7 protein-coding genes are annotated in these 24,023 nt (G+C 42.3%); all 7 read right to left on the reverse strand.

Translation table 11 applies throughout. From position 1 onward, the window contains the following. Window positions 1-218 precede the first annotated feature (218 nt). The 7 genes from ACFFAP_RS02595 to ACFFAP_RS02625 all read right to left on the reverse strand — a co-directional run bounded on the left by ACFFAP_RS02595 (window position 219) and on the right by ACFFAP_RS02625 (window position 24,020). Complete coding sequence (locus tag ACFFAP_RS02595; protein WP_375509756.1) at window positions 219-4,841, reverse strand: amino acid adenylation domain-containing protein; 4,623 nt, start codon at window positions 4,839-4,841, stop codon at window positions 219-221. Between the two features lie 14 nt (window positions 4,842-4,855). Continuing rightward, window positions 4,856-5,695, reverse strand: coding sequence for a phytanoyl-CoA dioxygenase family protein (locus ACFFAP_RS02600; RefSeq protein WP_375509757.1), 840 nt, complete (start codon window positions 5,693-5,695; stop codon window positions 4,856-4,858). Window positions 5,696-5,745: 50 nt separating this feature from the next. Further along, window positions 5,746-9,012 carry an amino acid adenylation domain-containing protein gene (locus tag ACFFAP_RS02605; protein ID WP_375509758.1) on the reverse strand — a complete coding sequence of 1,089 codons (3,267 nt, stop codon included), beginning with the start codon at window positions 9,010-9,012 and terminating at the stop codon, window positions 5,746-5,748. Beyond that, complete coding sequence (locus ACFFAP_RS02610) at window positions 9,012-15,041, reverse strand: SDR family oxidoreductase (RefSeq protein ID WP_375509759.1); 6,030 nt, start codon at window positions 15,039-15,041, stop codon at window positions 9,012-9,014. Before ACFFAP_RS02610 ends, ACFFAP_RS02605 begins: the two co-directional genes overlap by 1 nt. After that, on the reverse strand, window positions 15,038-19,729 hold the full coding sequence (locus tag ACFFAP_RS02615) for an amino acid adenylation domain-containing protein (RefSeq protein WP_375509760.1): 4,692 nt from the start codon (window positions 19,727-19,729) through the stop codon (window positions 15,038-15,040). Before ACFFAP_RS02615 ends, ACFFAP_RS02610 begins: the two co-directional genes overlap by 4 nt. Beyond that, window positions 19,726-23,034 (reverse strand): amino acid adenylation domain-containing protein, encoded by a 3,309-nt coding sequence (locus tag ACFFAP_RS02620; protein ID WP_375509761.1) that lies wholly within the window; start codon window positions 23,032-23,034, stop codon window positions 19,726-19,728. The genes ACFFAP_RS02615 and ACFFAP_RS02620 overlap by 4 nt, the downstream gene beginning before the upstream one ends. Before the next feature lie 167 nt (window positions 23,035-23,201). Further along, window positions 23,202-24,020, reverse strand: a complete 819-nt coding sequence (locus tag ACFFAP_RS02625; protein ID WP_375509762.1) for a cupin-like domain-containing protein — start codon at window positions 24,018-24,020, stop codon at window positions 23,202-23,204. Window positions 24,021-24,023 lie beyond the last annotated feature (3 nt).

The following is a 24,023-nucleotide window of genomic DNA, read 5'->3' on the forward strand; positions in this document are numbered from 1 at the left end:
ATGATTTCCTTAAATTGCAATATGTTCAATGTAATGTTTACCAGATTTAATTATTCGTTCTTTTTGATAAAAATTGAGTAATTGAAAAATTCCAACAAAAGGTACATAGCCTGGTCTATTGTAAATTATGTTGCCATGAAAAACGGCAGTCAATTGTCTTCACAGCACAAAATCACTCAATGACTAACTTGTTATAATTCATAATACTTTGTTTAGTATTACTGTCTTTCTGTATTGCTCCACTCATCCAACTGATGCAATTCAACTTCGGAAATAAGCGGCAAATCCGACAGACACTTCTCTGAATCGGCGACAATGCTTTCAAGCAAAGTTTTGAAGTGCTCCAGTATTCGGCTAATAGTACCAGCATCAAACAGGTCAGTATTGTATTCCAGTATTCCAATTAGTTCTAGCTCAATTTCTTCTAAAATCATACTTAAATCAAACTTAGTGCTTAACCTTTGTAGTTCCAAAGGTTTCAGGGTCAAATTTGATAGTTGCAGCTCCTCCATTACTATATTCTGGAAGGTTAACGTTACTTGAAATAGTGGGTTGTGGCTCAAGTTGCGCTCTGTGTGTAAAGTCTCTACTATTGCTTCAAAAGGTAAATCCTGATGAGCATATGCTCCCAAAGCTACTTCCCGTACTCGGTTCAACAATTGCCGGAAGCTTGGGTTGCCAGACATATCCGTACGTAGCACTAGCATATTAGTAAAACAACCAATCAACCCTTCAATCTCACCCCGGTTACGATTGGCAATTGGCGAACCCACTACAATGTCGTCTTGTCCACTATAACGATGCAATAAGGTTTGAAATGCTGCTAAGAGCGTCATAAATAAAGTCACCCCTTCTTGACGCGAGAGTACTTTGAGTGCCTCTATCAAATCAGCAGATAGGCAGAAAGATTGCATTGCCCCTCGGAAGCTTTGGACAGCTGGGCGGGGTCGGTCGGTGGGCAATTGTAGCACAGAAGCCCCAGCCAGTTGCTGCTGCCAGTAACCAAGTTGAGCTTCCAAGACCTTTCCTTGTAGCCATTGATGCTGCCAAACAGTGAAGTCAATATATTGAATAGGCAGGTCTGGCAGTGGCGAAGGCTTATCATTGGAGAAGGCTTTGTACAACGTTGTTAGTTCTTTAATAAGTACCCCTATTGACCAGCCATCAGAGACAAGATGATGCATACTAAACAAAACTACATACTCTTGTTGCTCGAGACGTAATAATTTCACCCTAAGCAGACGATCATTTTTAAGGTCAAAATGCTGTTGCACATCTGTTAGCGCCAGCTGTCTAATTTCACCTTCTTGTGATGTTGGAGGTAACTCACTTAGGTCAATGATTGGTAACAACAACGCTGTTACTGATAAAATGACTGCTACAGGTCGCCCTTTAACTATCTGAAAATTAGTTCGCAAGGCCTCGTGGCGACGCAAAATTTCGTTGAAACTCTGCTGTAGTGCAGTTATGTTTAACTGTCCCTGTAAGTGAATAGCATATGGTAAGTTGTAGAAGGGACTTTCTGGCTCTAACTGGGCAAGGAACCATAGTCGCTGTTGTGCAAAAGATAGGGGTAATTCTTCATTCCTTGAAATGTGCTCAATGGGAGGTATCTCTGGTTTTAAGGCTACTTTAGTAGCTGTTTCAATATCTTTGGCCAGTTTAGCGACTGTTGGCTCCTCAAAAAGACGACGCAAAGGAAGCTCTATTTCAAAGACTTGCCGTACCAGAGAAATGATGCGAGTAGCTAGAAGTGAGTGTCCTCCCAACTCGAAGAAGTTGTCGTAAATCCCTACTTTCTGAACATTAAGAACATCTATCCAGATTCCGGCTAGTATTTCTTCAACAGGCGTAGAAGGAGCCACAAAATTAAATTCGGACTGAATCTGTGTCAAATCAGGTGCTGGCAACATCTGATGATTTATCTTGCCGTTGGGCGTCAAAGGGAGCGCCTCTAGTCTTACAAAGGCTGAAGGCACCATATAATTAGGTAGTTTCTTTTCTAAGAAACGGCGTAATTTCCCAATGGTTAGTGTCTGCTCTGGGTGCAAGACTGTATAAGCTACTAAACGTTTAGAACCTAGTTCATCTTCGCGCACCACAACCACAGTTTTTCGCACCCCTGGGTGTTGAGCGATGAGTGCTTCAATTTCTCCCACTTCAATCCGGAAACCACGTATTTTAGCTTGGTGGTCAATCCGACCAATGTATTTTATTTCTCCACTTGGTAAATAGCGTCCCTTATCTCCAGTTTTATAAAGACGCGCTGTTTCTTTACTAAATGGATTGGGGATAAATTTCTCTGCTGTTAAGTCGGGACGATTTAAGTAACCCCTACCTACTCCCACACCACCAATATAAATTTCACCTGGGACACCAATTGGTACTGGTTGCAACTCAGTGTCAAGCAGATAAATTTGTGTATTGGCGATGGGACGACCGATAGTTACCCTATTATCTCCTTTATTTACTTGAGCAAATGTGGAATAGGTAGTGTCTTCAGAGGGGCCGTAAAGGTTCAAAACTTTCTGAATATGATCATTTTGATAAATCTGCTGCACAAGTTGATTTTGCAGTGGTTCACCAGCAAGGTTAACTGTCCTGACTGAAGGGGGTAAACCATCTACTTGCAGTAATTCTGCAATGATGCTCGGGACTGTATTAATCAAGCTTACCTCAGCAGCCAACGAGGGCAAATGCAAAGCATTCTCTACGAGAATCACTGTACCACCCCAACTAAGAGGAACAAACAGTTCAAATACTGATAAATCAAAACAAATAGAGGTTGATGCCAAAACTCCAGCAAGGTCATTATCTGTAAAGACTTTTCTTGACCATGTTAATAAAGCAACACAACTTTGGTGGTTGATCGCAACACCTTTTGGTATACCAGTAGAACCAGAAGTATAGATAACATAGGCTAAGTGATTGGGTTTTACTTCATTAGACAGATTTTTTATACTCTGTTGGCTAAATAATTGTGAATCTCTATCGATACAGACAACAGACACATTCGGTTTACCAAACAACTCAACTAAATGGGTTTGAGTCAGTAGTACCTTTGCATTACTGTCTTTGAGCATGAAAGCCAAGCGTTCCTGCGGATAAGCTGGGTCTAGTGGCACATAAGCACCACCTGCTTTGAGGATTGCTAATAGTCCGATAACCATTAAGGACGATCGCTCTAGACAAATCCCCACCAATACCTCTGGCTGTACACCTAAAGTTTGTAAATAATGGGCTAGCTGATTTGCTCTCTCGTTTAGTTTTTGATAGGTTAACAGTTTGTTTTCAAAGACCACTGCGATCGCATCAGGTGTGCGTTCTACTTGAGCTTCAAACAAATCATGAATACATTGTTGTTGAAAATATTCAACTTCTGTATAATTCCACTCGATAAGTAATTGATACAGTTCAGATTCCGTTAACAGTGGTAACTGCGACAAACGCTGCTGTGGATTAGCGACAATACCAGAAAGCAACGTTTGAAAATGCCCTGCCATCCGGCAAATGAAGCTTTTTTCTAATAAATCAGTATTGTATTCTAGAGTGCCAACTAATCCCTGTGCTGTTTCTGTCATCGACAGAGTTAAATCAAACTTAACATTACTAGTCTCACTAGCTATTGGACTTAAAGTCAAGCCAGGTAACTCTAATGCTGATGTCGGTGCATTCTGAAGCGCAAACATCACCTGAAATAAAGGTGTGTGGCTTGAGTCTCGCTGTGGTTGCAGCTTCTCTACCAGTTGTTCAAAAGGCAAATCTTGATGAGCATAGGCTCCCAATGCTATTTCCCGCACACGAGTTAGTAGCTCCTTAAAGGTGGGATTACCTGTCAAGTGAGTTCGCAGTACCAAGGTATTGACAAAAAACCCAATTAACCCCTCTATCTCAACACGATTACGGTTAGCTATGGGTGAACCCACCACAATATCCTCACTTCCTGTATAGCGGAAAAGCAAAGTCTTGAAAGCTGCTAACAGGGTCATGAACAATGTGCATCCTTCCTGCTGGCTCAATTTATTTAGAGCTATGGATAGTTCTTGAGATAGCTCAAATGAATACACAGCACCTCGAAAGGTGACAACAGCAGGTCGGACGCGATCTGTGGGTAACTCTAGTATTGGCACACCTTCTAACTGCTTTCGCCAGTAAGAAAGCTGTGCATTTAGTATCTCTCCTTGTAACCACTGCCGTTGCCAAGCTGCAAAGTCTGGATATTGGATTGGCAGGTCAGGTAATGGTGAGGTAATGTCATTACAGAAAGCTTGATAAAGTGTTGCCAACTCACCCACCAGTACGCCGATTGACCAAGCATCAGAAACAATATGATGCATAGTCAATAGTACTATATGCTCTTCTTTACTAAGACGCAGTAGTTTTACCCGCAGCAGCAGGTCGCTATTGAGATCAAACAGTTGTTGTGCTTCTTTATATGCCAGTTGTCTAACTTCGGCTTGTTGTTGATCTGAAGGTAACTCTTTAATATCAACTACGGGCAACAGTAGCGGTGTTACTGATGAGATGACTGCTATAGGTTGCCCTTCGACTGTCTGAAAATTGGTTCGCAACGCTTCGTGGCGGCTGAAAATTTCGTTGAAACTCTGTCGTAATGCTCTCAGGTGCAATTGTCCCTGTAGACGAACAGCAGCAGGGATGTTGTAGAGAGGACTTTCTGGTTCTAACTGCGTTAGGAACCATAACCGTTCCTGGGCAAATGAGAGCTTGCAGGAGCCTGTTTCTGTTTTAGAAGAAATTGTTTGCGTTCCTAAAGTATTTATTCCTTTGTTCTTGAGTAGCGTCTGAAAAAGTTTTTGCTTCTCTAATGAAAAATTACTCATATCTGACCCTCACTCTACATCAAGTTTTCAATCAATAAAGCATCTTTTGACAGAGGCTCTACTGGTCGGTAATCACGACTTACAATAAACTCTGGTCGTGGATTTTGTACGGGTAAAGGAATATTGTCAACACTATTGTAAGTCACGATCGCAACTGATCGATTAAACGGCGATATGTTACTTGGTGAAGCATGAACAAGATTGCTATCAAAAAATAACACTGATCCTGCTGAAGCTTTTATAGAAAGGATTCCATACTTCAATACTAAATTAGTAACCAACTCTTGATTGAGAGAATACTTCAATTTTGCAGTAAAATTTGATATCCATGCCGGACGTTCTCTTTCGTCTTTTGCTCGGTTACTCGTATTTTGAGCTACAACATCAATCATTCCTTCCTTATGAGAACCGGGAATGACAAATAGCGGTCCGTTAAACTCATTCATATCATCCAACAGCACAAGGGCATTTACCACTCGTGCTGTTGGCAATCCGTCCTCTTTGCGCCAAAAAATATAGTCTTGGTGCCATTCCCAAATGTTTCCCCTAAATGCAGCCTTGGCATTAATTTTGAACTGATAGATATACACTTTGCTGCCGAGAAGCTGCATAGGAGGTTCAACAAGTCTTGGATTTCGAGATAGACGTTGAAAAATTTCATTAGTTTTATGCGATCCATGTACTGCTCGCACGATATTGCTTTCTTCTTCAAGAACTCTTCCTGATGTCTCTTTTCTGAAGAGACTAGGCAATTCAACTTTCAGTCTATTAACTTCAGTTTTAGAAAAACATTCAGTTAACAAAACAAACCCTTGGTCTGTATATTTTTCAAATTGCTCTTTTGTTAAGTACATAATAAGAAGATTTTTGGCACGTTAGTTATTTATTTTGATTCTTTTTATCCTTAAAGCATTTTCACTTCGTTAACTGAAATTTGTTCTAATTCTTTCCATGTCCGAGCAATTTCTTCGACAACTTCCAGAGAACCCCAAATTCTTGCAATTTCGTTGATTAGACTTTCTATCGTAGGTGATTCAAACAAGCTACGTATGGGTAGTTCCATCTGCAAGGCTTGGTTGATCCGAGAAGTAACTTGGGTTGTCATTAGTGAATGACCTCCTAACTCAAAAAAATTATCGTGAATGCCGACTTTTTCAATACCAAGAACTTGTTTCCATATCTCTGCTACCATTTCTTGTGCCACTGTCCGAGGTGCAACAAAAATTCTTTCCAATTCAAGTTGTGCTTTATCTGGTATTGGCAGTGCTTGACGATTCACTTTTCCATTAGGCGTCAGTGGCAATTCCTTTAGGAATACAAATGCTGACGGTATCATATAACTGGGCAGTTTAGGGTGCAAAAAAGAGCGCAATTCACTAGTTGTAGGAGTGGATTCGTGGTTAAGTACCACATAAGCTACTAACCGCGTGTTCCCTGCTTCATCTTTTTGAGCAAGGACAACTACCTGCTCTATGGCTCGATGCTGGCTCAGTACTACTTCAATTTCTCCCAGTTCGATGCGGAACCCACGGATTTTTATTTGGTGGTCAATACGCTTTATATATTTAATATTTCCATTAGGGAGATAACAGGTTAAATCCCCTGTTTTGTATAAGCGGGTACCAAGTTGATCACTAAAAGGATTGGGAATAAATTTTTCAGCCGTCAAATCCGGTCGATTTAAATAGCCTTGCGCCAAGGAAACTCCACCGATATAAAGTTCACCAGTAACCCCGATCGGTACAGGATTGAATTGTTGATCCAATATATAAATTTGAGTGTTAGCAATAGGTTTGCCTATGGGTGGATAAAATGACCATTCATCTGCATTCTTCTTGAGATTGAAAGCAGTTACTACATGGGTTTCTGATGGTCCATAGTGGTTATGTAAAGAACAATGCTTCAAGGATTTGAATAGCCTGATGATGGACTGAGTGATTTGTAATTGTTCTCCTGTTGTGATAATTTCCCGAAGACTGCTGAAAATTTTAGTATATTGGGGGGTAGTACCGTGCTCATCTACTGACTCGGCCAATTGCTGTAGCATCACAACCGGGAAGATGACTTTCTCAATTGCTTGTTCTAAAAGAAATCTTCCTAAGCCAAGGGGATCCATTCGTAAATTTTCTGAGAGGATGAATAAAGTGCCGCCAGTGCCCCAGGTAGCAAATATCTCATGAAAGCTGGCATCGAAGCTCAAGGAGGCAAACTGAAGGGTACGTGCGCCTTTGTAGAGAGATGAGAAATGCCATTGCAGCAGATTCATTAGAGAACTTTGACATAAACCAATGCCTTTGGGCTTTCCTGTGGAGCCAGATGTGTAGATGATATATGCTAAATTAGCAACCGTGACACTGCTAGCTAAGTTTTCTTGGCTTGTATGGGATATACTCTCCCAGTCTTTGTCCAAGCAGACAACATGGGCCTTGTGGTCAGGAAGCTTATCAACCAGTTGCTGTTGCGTCAACAACACTGATACTTGAGAATCCGATAACATCAAAGCTAAACGTTCTCGTGGATAAGCTGGGTCAAAGGGTACATATGCGCCGCCAGCTTTGAGGATGCCCAATAATCCGATTACCATATCGAGCGATCGCTCCACACAAATTCCCACTAATACTTCTGGTTTTACTCCCCGCGATCGCAAGTGGTGTGCTAGCTGATTTGCTCTAGCATTCAGTTCACAGTAGGTCAACACAGAGTTTTCAAAAACTACTGCTATAGCTTCCGGCGTAAGTTCTACTTGCGCCTCAAATAATTGATGGATGCATTTTTCTTGGGGATATTCTTCCTGAGTATCATTCCATACCAACAACTGATAACTTTCTTGTGCAGTAAGCAACGGCAAGTCCCGAAGTAGCCGTTCGGGGTTAGCAACCATAGCTTGCAGCAAGGTCTCTAAATGCCCCAACATTCTCGTAATAGTAGCGCTGTCAAAACGACGGGTATCATATGTAATTGCAATAGACATCTCCAATAAATCTGCATCAGGCGTTACCGCTATGGTAAGAGGATAGTTTGTCTTTTCAAATGATCGATATTTACTGATCCTCATGTTTTCAGCTAGCTTTCTTTCGGCAGAATCAACTAAATGGTTATTAAAAATTAAAAAGCTCTCAAATAAAGACAGACCAGGGGCTATTTCACTCCATTGTTGGATCTGTATCAGTGGACTATACTCGTACTGGCGCATTTCTACTTCTTGGGATTGGATCTGCTTCAGCCAAGGCAAGAGAAAAGCATTACTATGCACTTGTACTCGTAGCGGCAACGTATTAATGAAGAGTCCCACCATAGACTCCACACCCTCAAGCGCAACTGGCCGACCAAAAGAGGTGACTCCAAAAACTATATCTTCCTCATTGTTATAACGACTCAAAAGCAAAGCCCAAGCTCCTTTAAACAGGATGTTTAAAGTAAGTTGATGCTGGCGTGCAAGAGACTTTAGGGCGGCTGTGATATTTGCCGATAGATGGGTGTGTTGCCGCTCATATTCTTCGTCTTGGCTCTTGAAACTACCCGAAGTTTTATCTATCCCCAGTGGTGTTGGCAGTGTGAATCCTTTGAGCATCTGCCGCCAGAATACCTCAGATTTGGATAGGTCTTGCTGCTGTAACCAAGCAATGTAATCTCTGTAAGGAGGAAGCCGTTCCAGGTGTAAATTATCACCCTGGCAAAAGGCATCATAGAAGCTGTAGAATTCCTTCCACAACAGATTCCAAGACAGCCCGTCTAAGATTATATGGTGATGGCTATGGATCAACAGATAAGCGTCATCAGTTACCCTAATCAATGCTATACGCATTAGTGGAGCAAAGGAAAGTTCAAAGCCGCGTTCGCGATCCGCTTTTAAGAAAGATTCTTGCTGCTTTTGTTGCTCCTGTAAGGATAGTTTCCGCCAGTCTAGCAATTCCCAAGGCAAGTCCACTTGCTGATACACGACTTGATATGGCTTATCAAGACCTTTCCAATAGAAGGAAGTACGCAGAATCGAGTGCCGATCCACAACTCGCTGCCAAGCTTTCTTGAAGGCTGAGACGTCAAGCTGATGCAAGGTGCAGCAAAACTGCTGGAAATACACTCCTGAACTAGGTGCAGCAATGGTGTGAAAAAGCATACCATGTTGCATAGATGAAAGCTCGTAGATGTCTTCAATATTCTCCTGTTTCATTAAAAATTCTCCCTGTCTAATTGACCAGCCTGAGCCAACAACTTCCTCAAATTTTCTTGGCTTATCTTTGCTGCGGAAAAGTCTGAAGGGGTATACCCTCCTGCTTCTTTATACTGAGAGTGGATGATGAGAGACTTGAGCGCTTCTACAAAACTATGAGATAGTTTTTCTATAGTCTCACGTCGATGCACATTAGAGCTATAGTTCCACGACAGTGCCAACTGGTCTTCAGTAACCGACCCAGTCACCTCTAGCAGATGAGAACGAGTTCCTTGTGGACTGTGCTCCGGTCCACTGAATTCTCCAGTCGGTTTGAAAAAAGTTGACTGAGGCAAGCTTTTACCAAACTGACCAAGGTAAAGGAAAATAACCTCTGCTTGGGGAAGTGACCGAATTTTCTCAGTAACTCCCGCATCTTCACTCAGGTAGCGTAGCACTCCATAATCAATGCCTTGATTAGAAATGCAACGAAGTTGCTCTTTGACGACTTTCAATGCATCGCCTGGATTGTTAGCATTCTCTAAATCCAAAAGTACAGGATAGATTGTAGTGAACCAACCTACTGTCCGCGATATATCTACATGATCTATAGTTGCCTCCCGCCCATTTCCTTCTAGATCAACTAGCAGCGAGTTGACGCCTGTCCATTGTGCAAAAGCTTGTGCAAGAGCAGTGAGCAGAACCTCTTGTATATTGGTTCTATAAAGCGATGGAATCTCCTGTAGCAGCGCTTGAGTCTCTTCTGCATTCATCGCTACTGATACTGTTTGAACTGATGCTACAGTGTTAATACCTCTAGGATAATCCATCGGTAGGCAGGAAACTTGTTTGTTAAGTTCGCTCAACCAGTAATCCATCTCTTGCTGCAGCTTGGTTGAGTGAGCGTACTCCTTTAATTGGAAAGACCACTGCTTGAAGGAAGTTGTCTTCTGCGGAAGCTGAATTGTCTGACCCTGACTGAGTTGCTGATAAGCACTCTGGATATCTTCTAACAAGATTCGCCAAGACCCGAAATCTACCGCTAAGTGGTGGATGACAACTAGCAAGCGGCTTGAAGAGTTGGCACCCAGTTCAAAGAGGACAACCCGCACAATCGGTCCTGTTGACAAGTTCAGACTGGCTTGTGTTTCTGCAGCGGTTGTTTCAATAGCAGATTTTTGAACCTCTCTTGAGAATGCCGACAAATCCAGCCGTGTAAATGGTATAACCTCTTCGGGGCTAGCGTTGATCTGCTGCCAGCCAGATTCAGAGTGTATAAACCTCAGGCGAAGTGCATCGTGGTGCATTAGTATTTGCCGGAATGCTTGCTCCAACAAAACTGCATCGATGACTTGCAGTGCCTCTAGCAAAACTGCCTGATTCCAGTGGTGTGCTTGGGGCTGATTCTGTTCAAAGAACCAGTGCTGCATGGGCGCTGGGGGAACTAAATCAGTTACTAAGCCCTGTTCAGCCTGTATCACTTGTGTTGTATCTGCCACTGCTGCTAACTCAGCAATTGTCTGATGCTCAAATATCTGTTGAGGGTTAATCCGGAAGCCTGCTTTATGAAATCTAGCACTGACCTGAATACCAACAAAGGAATCCCCGCCCAAATCAAAGAAGTTATCGTGTATACCAATCTGCTCAATACCTATCAATTGTTGCCAGATATCAGCAAAAATTTGCTCGACCTCATTTCTAGGAGCTACATAAGCATTGCTTAGTTGAGGTCGTGGGTGTACTGGTTTGGATGGACGAGCCTTCTCTACTCTTTCCAAGGCACTAGATGCTACGGACGCAAAATTAGCATTGCTCCGCTCAATCCAAACATGGAAATTCTCCGGCGACACTATTACCTGTGGTAGTCTTTTACAAAGAATGCGGCTAAAGGCATCCACACCTTCCTTGGAAGACATTGCGTTCGCTAAAACTTCTTCAGGTTTGAGATTCTGTCGCAACGCTTCGTCTACTGACATCCCCACCTCTAGCCAATTCTCCCAGTTAATAGATACAGTGAATGGGCTATGTCTGGAAGTATTGTGGTGAGCGAAAGCATCAAGAAAAGCATTTGCTGTGCAATAGTCTACCCGCCCAGGTCCTGCTAATATCGATATGTGAGATGAACACAATACCAGAAAATCTAGCTGAACATCCTTGAAAAGAATATCAAGCACTTGTGTTCCTTTTACTTTGGATGCAAAAACACTTGCTACCTTTTCTGGTGTCTGGAATTGAATTAAACCACCACCTCCAATTCCTGCCGCATGGATTACACCATGAATCTGACCAAAGCGCTTTGATGCCTGACTCATCACAGCCCGCATTTGTTCTTCATGGGCAATATCAGCGCTGCAAACTAGAACTTGAGCACCTAACGCCTCTAATGCCTGCACTTTCTTAATTTTGCGGCTCACATGATCATTTTCATCATGAGTTGCTAACCATTGAGACCACTCATTGTTTTGGGGAAGACCTGAACGCCCTGTCAGAACCAGTTTGGCACGCACTGTCTGTGCTAGATATTCTGCCAGCACCAAGCCAATTCCCCCAAGACCACCAGTAATTAGGTACACTCCTCCTTCCCTTAGAGGTATTGTTCCCGACTCTGGTTTCTCCAGTTGTACTGGCTCAAAAGTTTGCACCCATCGATGCTTGCTACGGTAGGCAACCACACTCTCAGAAGCATTATGAGTGAATTCTGCCAGGAGTTGGTCTATAAGTTGATTTTCTTGAGAAGTCCGTAATTCAGGAATGACTATATCAATGCTACGGCAGGTGATGTTGGAGTACTCTTGTGGAATGACCTTACATATTCCCAAAACAGTCGCCTTTTCAGGGCATAACTTTTCATCGCCATTCACTTCCTGCACATTGTTGGTCACTGCTAGAATTTGGAGGGAATCAGTAATTTCCTGTTTTCCCAGCGCCTGCACGAGGAAAAGTAGACTATAGAAACCTAAATTTTGACATTCATCAAAGAACTGATGCGGTGATTCTTTCCCCTTGTTCGGTGTAAGACTCCAAAAATGGGCGATCGCATTTGGATTTAAATCCAACGTGCTAAGTTCTTTAAGCAATGCATCATAATCATTACTAGCTTGTGGATTAATTGCGTAGAGGCGATCGCTCTGCTTGGTAAATTGTTCTCCTACTGTGACGGTGATGACATCATGGCCTTGCTGTTCGAGTTGTTTGGCAATTTGAGAACCTACTCCAACATCATCAATAAAGACTAACCAGCATGACTTTTGGTCTGTTGATGTTACATCTCGCGCCTGCACGGGGAGCGAACAGTGTTTCCAAGAAGGAACATAAAACCAGTCCGCAATATTTTGCTTTTTGTGTAATGGTTTTTGTGATACCGTAGCTAGGTTAGTTTCAGGGTTTGTCTCAATCCAGTAACGCTGACGCTCAAATGGATACGTCGGTAGAGGGATGCGATGACGCCGTTCATGCGTGTAAAAACTAGACCAATCGATTTGAACACCGAAAAGCCATAACCGACCTAAAGTATTAAGTAAAAATGCCACATCTGACTGTTGTTCCTGGGGATGACGTAGTGATGTCAGCGCTATTAATTCTTCCTGTTGATGCTGTTTAGTAAAAGTGCTTAACGTCCGCCCTGAACCAACTTCTAGGAAGATTCGCTTTGGTTGTTTGAACAACTCCGTGACCCCTTCGCTAAAGCGCACTGGCTGCCGTAGATGCGTCGCCCAATAGTTGGGGTCTGTGGCTTCAGCTTGTGTAATCCATGTCCCACTAACGTTGGAGACAAATGGAATTTGAGGAGGATTGAGTTTGACGAGTTGTAAGTTCTGTGTATATTGGTCTATGATGGGTTCCATCATCTGGGAATGAAAAGCATGGGAAGTATGCAGTCGCCGACAGCCTGCACCTTTTTCTTGTAGCTGCTGTTGCAATTTTTCTACTGCTTCTGTAGAACCCGACACTACACAGGAGGAGGGACTATTGCTCGCAGCTAAAGATAGTTCTGGTTCCAATAAGGGTTGTACCTCGTCTTCTGGAAGTTGAACCGACAGCATTGCACCAGTTGGCAACTGCTGCATCAGTTTTCCTCGCTGCGCTACCAGTGCCAGGGCATCTTCGAGGGAGAAAACTCCAGCCAGAGTGGCTGCCACATATTCCCCAATACTGTGACCAATCATTGCCTCCGGTTGTACACCCCATACCATCCACAACTGAGCTAGGGCATACTCAATCACAAACAGTGCTGGTTGAGTAATAGCAGTTTGTAGTAACTGCTGTGTTGCTTGTTGAGCCTGTTGTTCACTTGGATAAAGCACAGTACGCAAATCCAGCCCAATATGAGGTTTTAATACTTCACAACACTGATCAACTTGCTCTCTGAAGATGGGTTCACTCTGGTAAAGTTCCCTGCCCATATTTACGTACTGCGCCCCTTGTCCAGAAAACATAAAGACTACAGGGCGATTACATGATTCTTGATAGTGGGTGAATACTTGTTGTGGGTCTTCACTACTCAGTACCTTCACAGCATCATCAAGATTTTCACACACTACCATGCGGCGATGGTTAAAAGCTCGGCGACCTACCTTTAGAGTGTAAGCGACATCAGCCAAGTTCAAAGTATGCTGCTGAAGATGAGCAGCTATATTGGTTGTCACAGTTTTTATCGCTGTACTAGTCTTAGCTGAGAACAGCAACAACTGCCAGGGACGCGAAGAACCTGATGGCTCGACAACTGGGGCTTCTTCCAGAATCACATGGGCATTTGTTCCCCCTATTCCAAAGGAACTAACTCCAGCGCGACGCGGAATACCGTTTATGTTTGTCTTCCAATCAGAAAGAGAGTTATTAACGTAAAAAGGACTGTTAATAAAATCAATCTGAGGTGATGGTTCTTGAAAATGCAAGCTGGGTGGTATCTGTTTGTGCTTAAGTGCTAGCGTGGTTTTGATCAATCCAGCCACACCAGCAGCAGCGTCCAAATGTCCGATATTGGTTTTAACTGAACCAATTGCACAGAATCCCTTCTTCCGAGTACGATCGCGAAAAGCTTGTGTCAGCGCTGCAATTTCAATGGGATCTCCTATGGGTGTTGCTGTGCCGTGTGCCTCAATATAAGTAATTGTCTGAGGTTCTACTTCCGCGATGATTTGAGCCGTTCTAATAACTTTTGCTTGGGTATCGATACGGGGGGCTGTATAGCTAACTTTGAACGAACCATCATTATTAATGGCTGAACCTTTGATGACAGCATGAATGCAATCACCATCGGCAAGAGCCTCCTCTAATCGCTTTAATACCACAATGCCTACACCCTCACCGCTAACAGTTCCTTGTGCTTTAGCATCAAAGGCGCGGCAGTGTCCATCAGGAGATTGTATACCTCCTTCTGTGTAAAAATATCCGGCTTTTCTTGCCAATCTAATAGAAACTCCACCAGCCAAAGCAATATCACTTTCACCATTCAGCAAACTTTGGCAAGCCAAGTGGACAGCAACTAATGAAGTTGAGCAGGCTGTTTGAACAGTATAACTCGGTCCATCCAGGTTGAGTTTGTAAGAAACGCGTGTGGTTAAATAATCTTTGTCACATCCAATCACTAGTTGGTCATGAGAAAGAGATTGTATAGTATTTTGATTTAAATAAAGCTTGATTAAGTAGTCACTCAAACTAGATCCGGCATAAACACCAATACTACCTTTGTAAGTTTCTGAGTTATATCCAGCACTTTCAAGGGCTTCCCAAGCACACTCTAAAAAAAGTCGGTGTTGCGGATCAGTGATTTCTGCTTCTCTGGGATTAAAGCCAAAGAATGAAGCGTCAAAAAATTCTATATCTTTTAATGTAGCCTGTGCCTTTACATAGTTAGGATCACTTAAGACAGATGAATCTATCCCTGATGACAAGAGTTCTTCATCGGTGAAAAAAGAGATTGATTCTATTCCATTCTGGAGATTTTTCCAAAATTCATCAATATTTTTGGCTTCAGGAAAACGCCCTCCCATGCCGATAATAGCTATTTCTGAGCCATTCCTTAGAGAAGATGCTGTCGAATTATTCATTCTTCGTCAATTCCTGTACTATTTGCAATTAACTTCATTTTTTGAAGACGTTTGCTTTGTTGATATTTACCTTGTTTCAGCTTCTCAGTTTTAATATTAATGTCACCAGAAGACGATATTTTATTATTGGCTTGACTGAAGTACTCTACTAAGGAGCTTATGGTGGGATATCTAAACATATCGAGCATTGATAAATCTGTTTTGAAAATTTCACACAGTTGACTATGAATTTGAACTATGAGCAATGAATGACCACCAAGTTCAAAAAAGTTATCGTGAATACCTACTTTCTCTACATTAAGTGCTTTGTGCCAAATATTAGCAATGGTTTGCTCTAGTTCAGTTTGTGGCATTACGTAAGCAGTTTCTAACTCTGGGCGAAGACCCTCTGCTGAAGGTAGCGCCCTGCGATCTACTTTACCGTTTGGCGTCAACGGCAAAGTATTCAACATCACAAATGCTGACGGCACCATGTACTCAGGCAACTTCGATCCTAAGTGCTGCCGTAGCAAGGACACAAGGTGAGTAGTGGACATCGCCTGTAGTGGGGTATTAGCATAATCGCTCCAAGACTGAGGACTAGTAGTTTTTTTAGTGCAAGGAGGAATCACTACTATAGACTTCATTACCGATTCAGTTGTGCGCTTTTTAAATACCACTTGGTATTGACCATTGACACTAGAATCTAACCAGCTAATATTGATGGTATAAGGTAGTTCTTCACTTAAAGCCCATAGTTCTTCAGGTTCTACGCCAGTACTTACAGTTCTCTGGAGAGCTTCCCGTAAATCACCAGCATTTGTGAAACCTTCAGAGTTTTTGAGTAATTCCACAGCTTGGATATCTGCCAGAACACGAGCATTAGGTACACTAGTAATTCCTAAAATATCCGGTTGAGTCTCTACAAGTAATTGACGGACAGATGAAAGCGTCAACTTTGCTTCCTGCCAATTTAACCACGGAATTTCTACTGTCGGATAAACTTCATGTTCTATATGAATAATCACATCGTAGCGGAATTTAGTCAACTCATTATGAGAATACCCGCGTTCGAGATGAATTTCCACATGGCTAATCTTGGGTAGATGCTGTTTTAAGGCGATGAAGAAAGCTGGGTCAATAAGCAATTGCTTCTCTGCAAATATTTGCTTTTGCACGCGCTGCTGTAACTCTGCTACAGAGAGGGAGGCTGGTGCCCGATGTAGTTGAACAGAGGTGTGAAAAGCCTCTAATAAGCATAGGTTGCGAACATCTCCCAAAAAGATAAAGCCTCCAGGCTCTACCACCTTTACAGCACCTTCCAACACTTTCAATAAGTAGTCAACACTTGGGAAATATTGGGCTACTGAGACTATGAATACTGTGTCGAAGGTATCCGTATTTATCGCTGTGAAGTCATCTGCTGCCTTCTGGATGAAACTTACCCCAGGTAAATCTTGCCCTAACTTGTTGAACTGTTGCTGGAGAATATGCAAAGCATTTTGTGAGATGTCTGTTGCACAGTATTGTGTGCAATTACGAGCAATTCGGAAAAGCATTAGACCACTACCACCAGAACCAATTTCCAGTACACGGGTTGGCTGTAAAGCCAAAATCCGCTCAACTGTTTGATCCATCCACTCATGCACTTCTTGATCGGGGATAGGCAAGCCTGTGTAACTACTTTCCCAGCCTTTAATATAGAAACCCGACTGTTGCTCTGGGTCTATCTGGTTGTAGAGGCTATCAAAGACTGCCTGCCACTGGGATACTTGCTGAGTGTTAAACTCTCTTGGTGGCGTCTGTCCCTCCACAATAACATCAGATTTAATATTTGAAACTATATAAGCCACCAAACGCTTGTAATCTGTCTCATCTTGCCTAGCTACGACTACAGCTTCCTGAACAGCAGGATGTTGATTCAGTAAAGCTTCGATCTCTCTGAGCTCAATGCGGAAGCCACGAATTTTCACTTGATGGTCGATGCGCTTTAGAAACTCTATATTCCCATCCGGTCGGTAGCGAACCAAATCGCCCGTCTTGTAAATACGTGCTCCAGGTTCTGTAGTGTATGGATTGGGTATGAATGCAAGAGCTGTCAACTCTGGTTGGTTGAGATAACCTCGCGCCACACCCACTCCCCCTATATACAGTTCTCCAGGAACACCCACTGGAACAAGTTGCAGATAAGGGTCAAGTACGTAAGTTTCAGTATTTCTAATTGCCTGCCCGATTGGCAATTCGCGCTTATCTGTCTGAACAGATATTGACTCACACAAGTCGCAGATTGTTGCCACAATAGTTGTTTCTGTGGGACCGTAGCTATTGACCAACCGCACTCGTTGACCTACTTGCTGCTGCCAAGCTTCTAGGCGTGAGGGTTCAGCTTTTTCGCCTCCTATGATAACTAATCGTAGTGCTTCAGGTAGTGTTAAATTCGTAGTAGACACTTCATCTGTGACTTGGTGCCAAAAAGCTGTGGGCAAGTCGAGTACTGTCAGTCCCAAATTACGACATTGTTGTAAGAAATTTTGTATAGAATTCAACATTGCATCAGTGCGTAGTACTAGGGTAGCACCTTGCACAAGACATGGAAAGATTTCTTCTGCTGCTGCATCGAAACTGATTGAGGCAAACTGTAGTATGTGATCTTGCGATTTTATTTCATATTCTAAACATGCAGTTTCGATATAGTTCACCAAAGAGCGATGCTGTATCATTACCCCCTTAGGGGTTCCAGTAGAGCCAGAAGTATAGATTAGATAAGCTAAGTTTTCAGGTTGAGTTAAATTAAACAGGTTTTCTTGACTTTCCTGGGCAATGATTGTCCAGTCTGAATCCAGACAAACGATTTTAAATTTATTTTTGGGAAGTGCATTCAGCAGTGGCTGTTTGGTCAAGAGAACTGGTATCTGAGCATCCTGCAACATGAGCGCTAATCGCTCTTTCGGATATATTGGGTCGAGAGGTACATAAGCACCTCCTGCTTTGAAGATGCCCAACAGCCCGATGACCATAGAGAGCGATCGCTCTACACAAATTCCCACCAGTACCTCTGCTTTGACTCCTAAGGAGCGCAGGTAGTGCGCCAGTTGGTTTGCGCGTTCGTTGAGTTCACAGTAGGTCAATTGCTCATCTTCAAACACCACAGCCACTGCATCGGGTGTCCGTTCCACCTGGGCTTCAAACAACTGATGAATACACTGGTCTTTAGGATACTCAGCCTGAGTATCATTCCACTTCACTAACAGCGCTTTCTCGACTTCAGCTAACAACGGTAACTCTGAGAGTCGCTGCTGTGGATTAGCGACAATCCCAGAGAGTAACGTTTGCAAATGCCCTGCCATTTGCCGGATAGTGCCTGCCTCGAATAAGTCAGTATTGTACTCCAGAATGCCAACTAGTCCTTGTGCTGTTTCTGTCATATCCAGGGTGAAATCAAACTTTGCACTGCCACTGTCGCTTTCTAGAAGACTTAAAGTCAAACCAGGCAACTCTAATGCCGATATCGGTGCATTTTGAAGCGCAAACATCACCTGGAACAGTGGCGTATGATTCAAAGAACGCTGTGGTTGCAGTTCTTCTACTAACTGCTCAAAAGGCAAATCTTGGTGGGCATAAACTCCCAATGCCATTTCCCGCACACGAGTCAGTAGCTCTTTGAAAGTGGGATTACCTGCCAAATTGGTTCGCAGTACCAGGATATTAACAAAAAATCCAATTAACCCTTCTATGTCCGCACGATTGCGGTTGGCAATGGGTGAACCGACCACAATATCTTCTTGCCCTGTGTATCGCCATAACAAAGTCTGAAAAGCTGCCAGTAGAGTCATAAACAAGGTAGTTCCTTGCTGCTGGCTCAATTTCTTCAGGGCTTGTGATAGCTCGACAGATAGCTCGAATGAATAAGTAGTACCCCGGAAAGTTTGAATGGCAGGCCGTGGGTAGTCAGTGGGTAACTCTAGTGTTGCCGATGCCCCCTCTAACTGCTTTTTCCAGTAAGATATCTGGGATTGTAGTATCTCTGCTTGCAACCATTGTCGCTGCCAAGCTGCGAAGTCTGCATATTGGATTGGCAGTTCAGCTAACGGTGAAAGTTGTCCAGTAGAAAAGGCTTCATAAAGCGCTGCCATTTCACGAATGAGTATCCCTTTTGACCAGCCATCAGAGATAATGTGATGCATTGTAAACAGCAACACGTATTCTGCCTCGTCCAGTTGTAGGAGAGTACATCGCAGTAGCGGACCCTCTACTAGGTTGAACGGTATTTGAGCTTCCTTAGTAGCGACGCGCATAACCTCTTTCTCACGATCTGCGTAAGGAAGTTTTTGTAAGTCAACTACTGGGAGCTTTAATACTAGAGTCGAAGCGATGACTTGGACTGGTTGCCGCTCGACAACAGTAAAAGTAGTGCGTAGGACTTCATGGCGACGTATAATTTCATTAAAACTTTGCTCTAGTACGGCTACATTGAGCGCTCCTGTCAGACACACGACGCCGGGTTGATTGTAAAAGGGGTTTCCTGGCTCTAACTGTTCAAGGAACCATAGTCGTTGTTGGGCGAAAGACAGAGGGAAAATGTTGGAATCTCGACTTTGAGACGTGATTTTTGTTCGAGAGGTATTCTCTTTTTTCTGGCTGAGTCGTTGCAGAAGAAGCTCACGTTTCTCCACAGAAAGATTAGCAATATCTTTAATTAAGTCGCTCATTTCCTGCTCTCTTCCCAATTCATTAACTGTTGTTCGCCAAGTATTGCTTGAACTTCCTCTTGCGAAAGTTGCTCTATTTCTGCAAACGCCTGAGCCAGTAATTCACTATCTGTTGCTTGAGCTAGCCTTTGTGCAATAATCACAGCTAAATCAGCTATGGTAGGTGTCTCAAAAAGGTCGCGCACGGCTAAGTCTACCTCGAAGGCATTACGCAAACGAGATACAACTTGAGTGGCTAGCAAAGAGTGTCCACCTAAATCAAAGAAATTATCGTGAACACCAACCCGCTCAAGCCGCAATACTTCAGACCAGATTTGTGCCAGCAATTTTTCAACAGGCGTTCGAGGTGCTACAAAAGTATCTTCTAGATCGGGTCTAGCTGTATCCGGTGAAGGTAGTGCAAGACGATCTACTTTTCCGTTAGGGTTTAAGGGCAATTTCTTTAATACTACAAAGGCAGACGGCATCATATACTCGGGTAGCTTATTCTGCAAGAAAAGACGTAACTCGCTAGTATTGGATGCTTGACCCTGATTCATAACAACATAGGCGACCAAGCGCTGATTACCGGGTTCATCTTCCCGAGCTAAGACCACAACTTCTTGTATCTTTGGATGTTGTTTCAGTGCCGACTCTATTTCTCCTAACTCAATGCGAAAGCCTCGAATCTTCACTTGGCTGTCAATCCGTCCAAGAAACTCCAAATTTCCATCTGGTAAGTAACGAACTCGATCTCCCGTTTTGTAAAGTTTTTCCTTTGGTGCGTTGTTAAAAGGGTTTGGGATGAATTTTGTAGTGGTTAGTTCAGAACTATTTAAATATCCTCGCGCTAGACTTGCGCCACCAATGTATAATTCACCTGGCATACCAATAGAAACTGGTTGCATCTGCTGATCAAGCACATAGACTTGCGTATTGCTTAAGGGACGACCTAGAGGGACAGTTTCAGAATCATGATTAGCTTGTCCACTTTCTACTAGATAAGACAGCACACCAACAGTGGATTCTGTTGGACCGTAATGATTGAAAATCCGGCAGTTAGGTGAGTATTGTTGAATCTGCGTTAGCAGATGCCAACTAAACGTCTCGCCACCAAGAATCAGACACTGATGGGGCAAAATTTTTTCTGAGTAAGTAGATGCCAGAAAAGCTGCTAAGTGGGAGGGCACAATCTTGAGACAATCAATTGGATGAATGTCAAAGTAAGCTGTTAAGGCTGCTGGGTCAGAAATACGCTCTTGAGATACCACATGAAGGCATCCCCCATTACACAGAGATGGAAAGATTGCTGTGTTACCCAAGTCTGCTGCAAAGGAGGAAACTGTTGCAAAATTGGCACCAGTTTGCAAGTTGAGTTTCTCTAAAATTGCGTAGATATAATTGATGAGTTGCCGATGCTCAATAGTAACTCCCTTGGGTTTGCCTGTAGAGCCTGAAGTATACAACACATAGACCAGATTCTCAGGAGTTGTCTCAGTGGTGGGACTCTCATCCCCGTACTGAGCAATGGTATCCCAGTCTTCACCCAAGCAGATGACTTTCATTTGTCCTTTCTCATTAGTCATCTGTCTCAAGCTATTCACCAATGACGTAGATGCACTAGGGACTTGCTGTGGGGTATGACTAATGACCAATGATACTTGAGCATCCTGTAACCGTAATGCTAGTGCCTCTTGTGGTAATGTTGGGTCTAGCGGTAAATAGGCTCCACCTGCTTTTAGAATGCCTAGTAAACCAATTATCATTTCGAGCGATCGCTCTACACACAGACCAACGATAATTTCCGGCTTGACTCCTTGCTGCTGCAAGTAATGGGCTAGTTGATTAGCTTTGCGGTTTAGTTCTCCATAGGTCAGTTGCTGGTCTTCAAATACAACGGCAATATTATTAGGTGTTTTTTCTACCTGTGCTTCAAATAGTTGGTGAATACACTTACCTTGTGGGTAATCAACCTGAGTTTTGTTAAATTCAACCAACAGTTTTTGGCGATCGCTGTAGTTAAGTATTTCTAATTTACTAATTTTCTCATCTGGATTTGCCGTTGCACTAGTTAATAAAGTTTGAAATTGCTTGGCTAAGTTTTGAATAGTATCTATAGAAAAATAATTGATATCGTAGTATAATTCTACTTTCAAAGTATTATTGTACTGAGTACAGGTGAGTTTAACTTTGAACGGCTCAATACAACTATAATATTTATCAAGTGTAAATAATACACCAGTACTCAGACATTTTTCAGTTAATTTTTCAAATTCAAAACCAATTGGAAAAGCTAGATGATTGTCATTTTCTGCGGGTTCAGGAACGAAATAATCTTGCCACTCTACAGCTTCATCTAAAGTTTTTTCCGCAAGTTCCAAGACTTCTCGGAAGGTAAAGTCTGGGAGCAAATGACTTTTAATCGGTATCCAGGTGGCAAGTAGTCCCAGTATGTCATTGAATTCTTCATATTCTCTGCGATCGCACCCCATGCCAATGATTATCTCTGGCTGTCCTGTGAGTCGCCAAATCAGCGTTTGCCAACAGGCTAATAATACGACATTAGTAGATGTTTCATACTTGTAGGCTAAAGTTTCAATCTTCGCTGTTAACTCGGGAGCGATCGCTAACTGGAAACTATTTATCTCAAATCTTGATTTTTTTAAGGACTTGTTCTCAAAAGGCAACTTTAAATCAACGAGTCTAGATAGTTTTTGCTTTTGCCAATATTCGTTAGCAGCCTCTGCATCCTTATCTGCAATTAGTTGATTTTGCCATTCTGAAAATTGTATGAATTGTGCAGCTTTATCATACAACTCTTCATATTTATGGAAATTAAAATATGAATTAATGATTTCATTAACCAGATTTTTTATTGTCAAAATATCTGCACAAATTGCAGGCAAAGAAACAAGTAAAATATACTTTCTTATGGATAGTTTTAATAAATCAAATTGCAATATTGAATCATGCTCTAAGTCAAAACTTTGATATCTCATCTTCTGGAAGATATCCTTAATTTTTGACAACTGTTCCAGAACGGGAAAAACACTTAAATCAATATCTCGCCATGAAGGTGAACTACTATTCAAGACAACCATGACGGGAATTTTTACGCCAGGCAAGCGACTAAAACTTGTCCGAAGAATTTCGTGTCGATTGACGATTTTATCTATGCCTGCTTTTAAGACTTCTAGTTGGAGATTACCTTCTATAAGAATGGAGCATTGAGTCAGATAAGCAGAACTATCTTGCTGTAATAACCAAAGGCGTTTCTGATGAGGAGAAAGCCGAAAGCCTTTAATAGTTTGAGTTTCATGCAGCATTTGCTTCTTGCTTCCCTGTTTAGTGTGCGATATCTTTGCTTTAAGCCATTTATCCCATTGCTAACACAATTTTGCATTATCCGAACATAAGGATAAATTTAAATCTTGCATACATTTTCACATTTTTTACTTTTCTAAACTCCACAAGTATGGAGTTTTATTATGACTCATTGAGAATTGCTATAAAATTGAGGAATATATTGTTTTACCGCTTGTTTTAGTTGATTTAACTTTGGAACCTCTGAAACTTCTAGGTAGTTTTTAACCATCTTGTAGTTAGTTTCATTTACAAAGTTTCCAGTAATAGCAATGCAGTTTTCTTCATTAACTACTTGATGCCACCAACCACCAGGAGTAAAGATAATTTCTCCAGAATTTTGAATACAAGTTAAGGATCTGGCTTCAGCAAATAATGGGTATTTCTTCAAGTCAGGATTAAATGCATCCACTTTACCATCATACAAATAAGGCTCATCTTCAGGAGGATAAAAAACCCAGCGCTTCCTGCCAGAAATTACTGCGTTCCACGCAGAACTCATCGCTGGATCTATGTGCATTCCTGAGCCTGTATTGGTAGAACCTATGTAAATCCAACTCCATCTAGGTCTAATTTCATCTGGTAATTGCTGATGCCAACTGTTAAAATACTCCGGAATATTATAATCTTCCAAAAGTTCTGGACAGTCATCAGAAAAACCCCAGTACTTTAAATAATAAGGATTTTCTTCTTTAGTGCTTTCCATATAATCTATATACTCACCCAATCTCATTGTACGTTCATCATCCGGTGTCTTAGTCTTTCTCACGGTGACATGGGTAGCACCATATTTGGATTTAAAAAACTCTGGTGTCCAGCACGTCTTCGCTTTCCAATTATCCATAAGATCCAAAAATATTACAGGTTTACCACATATTCCGTACTTCTGTAGAAATTCTTCCCTTGACAAGTTACTCACTCGGTCAACATTTTGAGTTTCATGCAACATTTG

The organism is uncultured Nostoc sp., assembly GCF_964245575.1.
Lineage (GTDB): Bacteria > Cyanobacteriota > Cyanobacteriia > Cyanobacteriales > Nostocaceae > Nostoc.

What these genes read in the sequence shown, in the direction of transcription:
- ACFFAP_RS02595 (WP_375509756.1), bottom strand. Translation starts at nt 4,841, where the DNA reads ATGAGTAATTTTTCATTAGAGAAGCAAAAACTTTTTCAGACGCTACTC.
- ACFFAP_RS02600 (WP_375509757.1), bottom strand. Translation starts at nt 5,695, where the DNA reads ATGTACTTAACAAAAGAGCAATTTGAAAAATATACAGACCAAGGGTTT.
- ACFFAP_RS02605 (WP_375509758.1), bottom strand. Translation starts at nt 9,012, where the DNA reads ATGAAACAGGAGAATATTGAAGACATCTACGAGCTTTCATCTATGCAA.
- ACFFAP_RS02610 (WP_375509759.1), bottom strand. Translation starts at nt 15,041, where the DNA reads ATGAATAATTCGACAGCATCTTCTCTAAGGAATGGCTCAGAAATAGCT.
- ACFFAP_RS02615 (WP_375509760.1), bottom strand. Translation starts at nt 19,729, where the DNA reads ATGAGCGACTTAATTAAAGATATTGCTAATCTTTCTGTGGAGAAACGT.
- ACFFAP_RS02620 (WP_375509761.1), bottom strand. Translation starts at nt 23,034, where the DNA reads ATGCTGCATGAAACTCAAACTATTAAAGGCTTTCGGCTTTCTCCTCAT.
- ACFFAP_RS02625 (WP_375509762.1), bottom strand. Translation starts at nt 24,020, where the DNA reads ATGTTGCATGAAACTCAAAATGTTGACCGAGTGAGTAACTTGTCAAGG.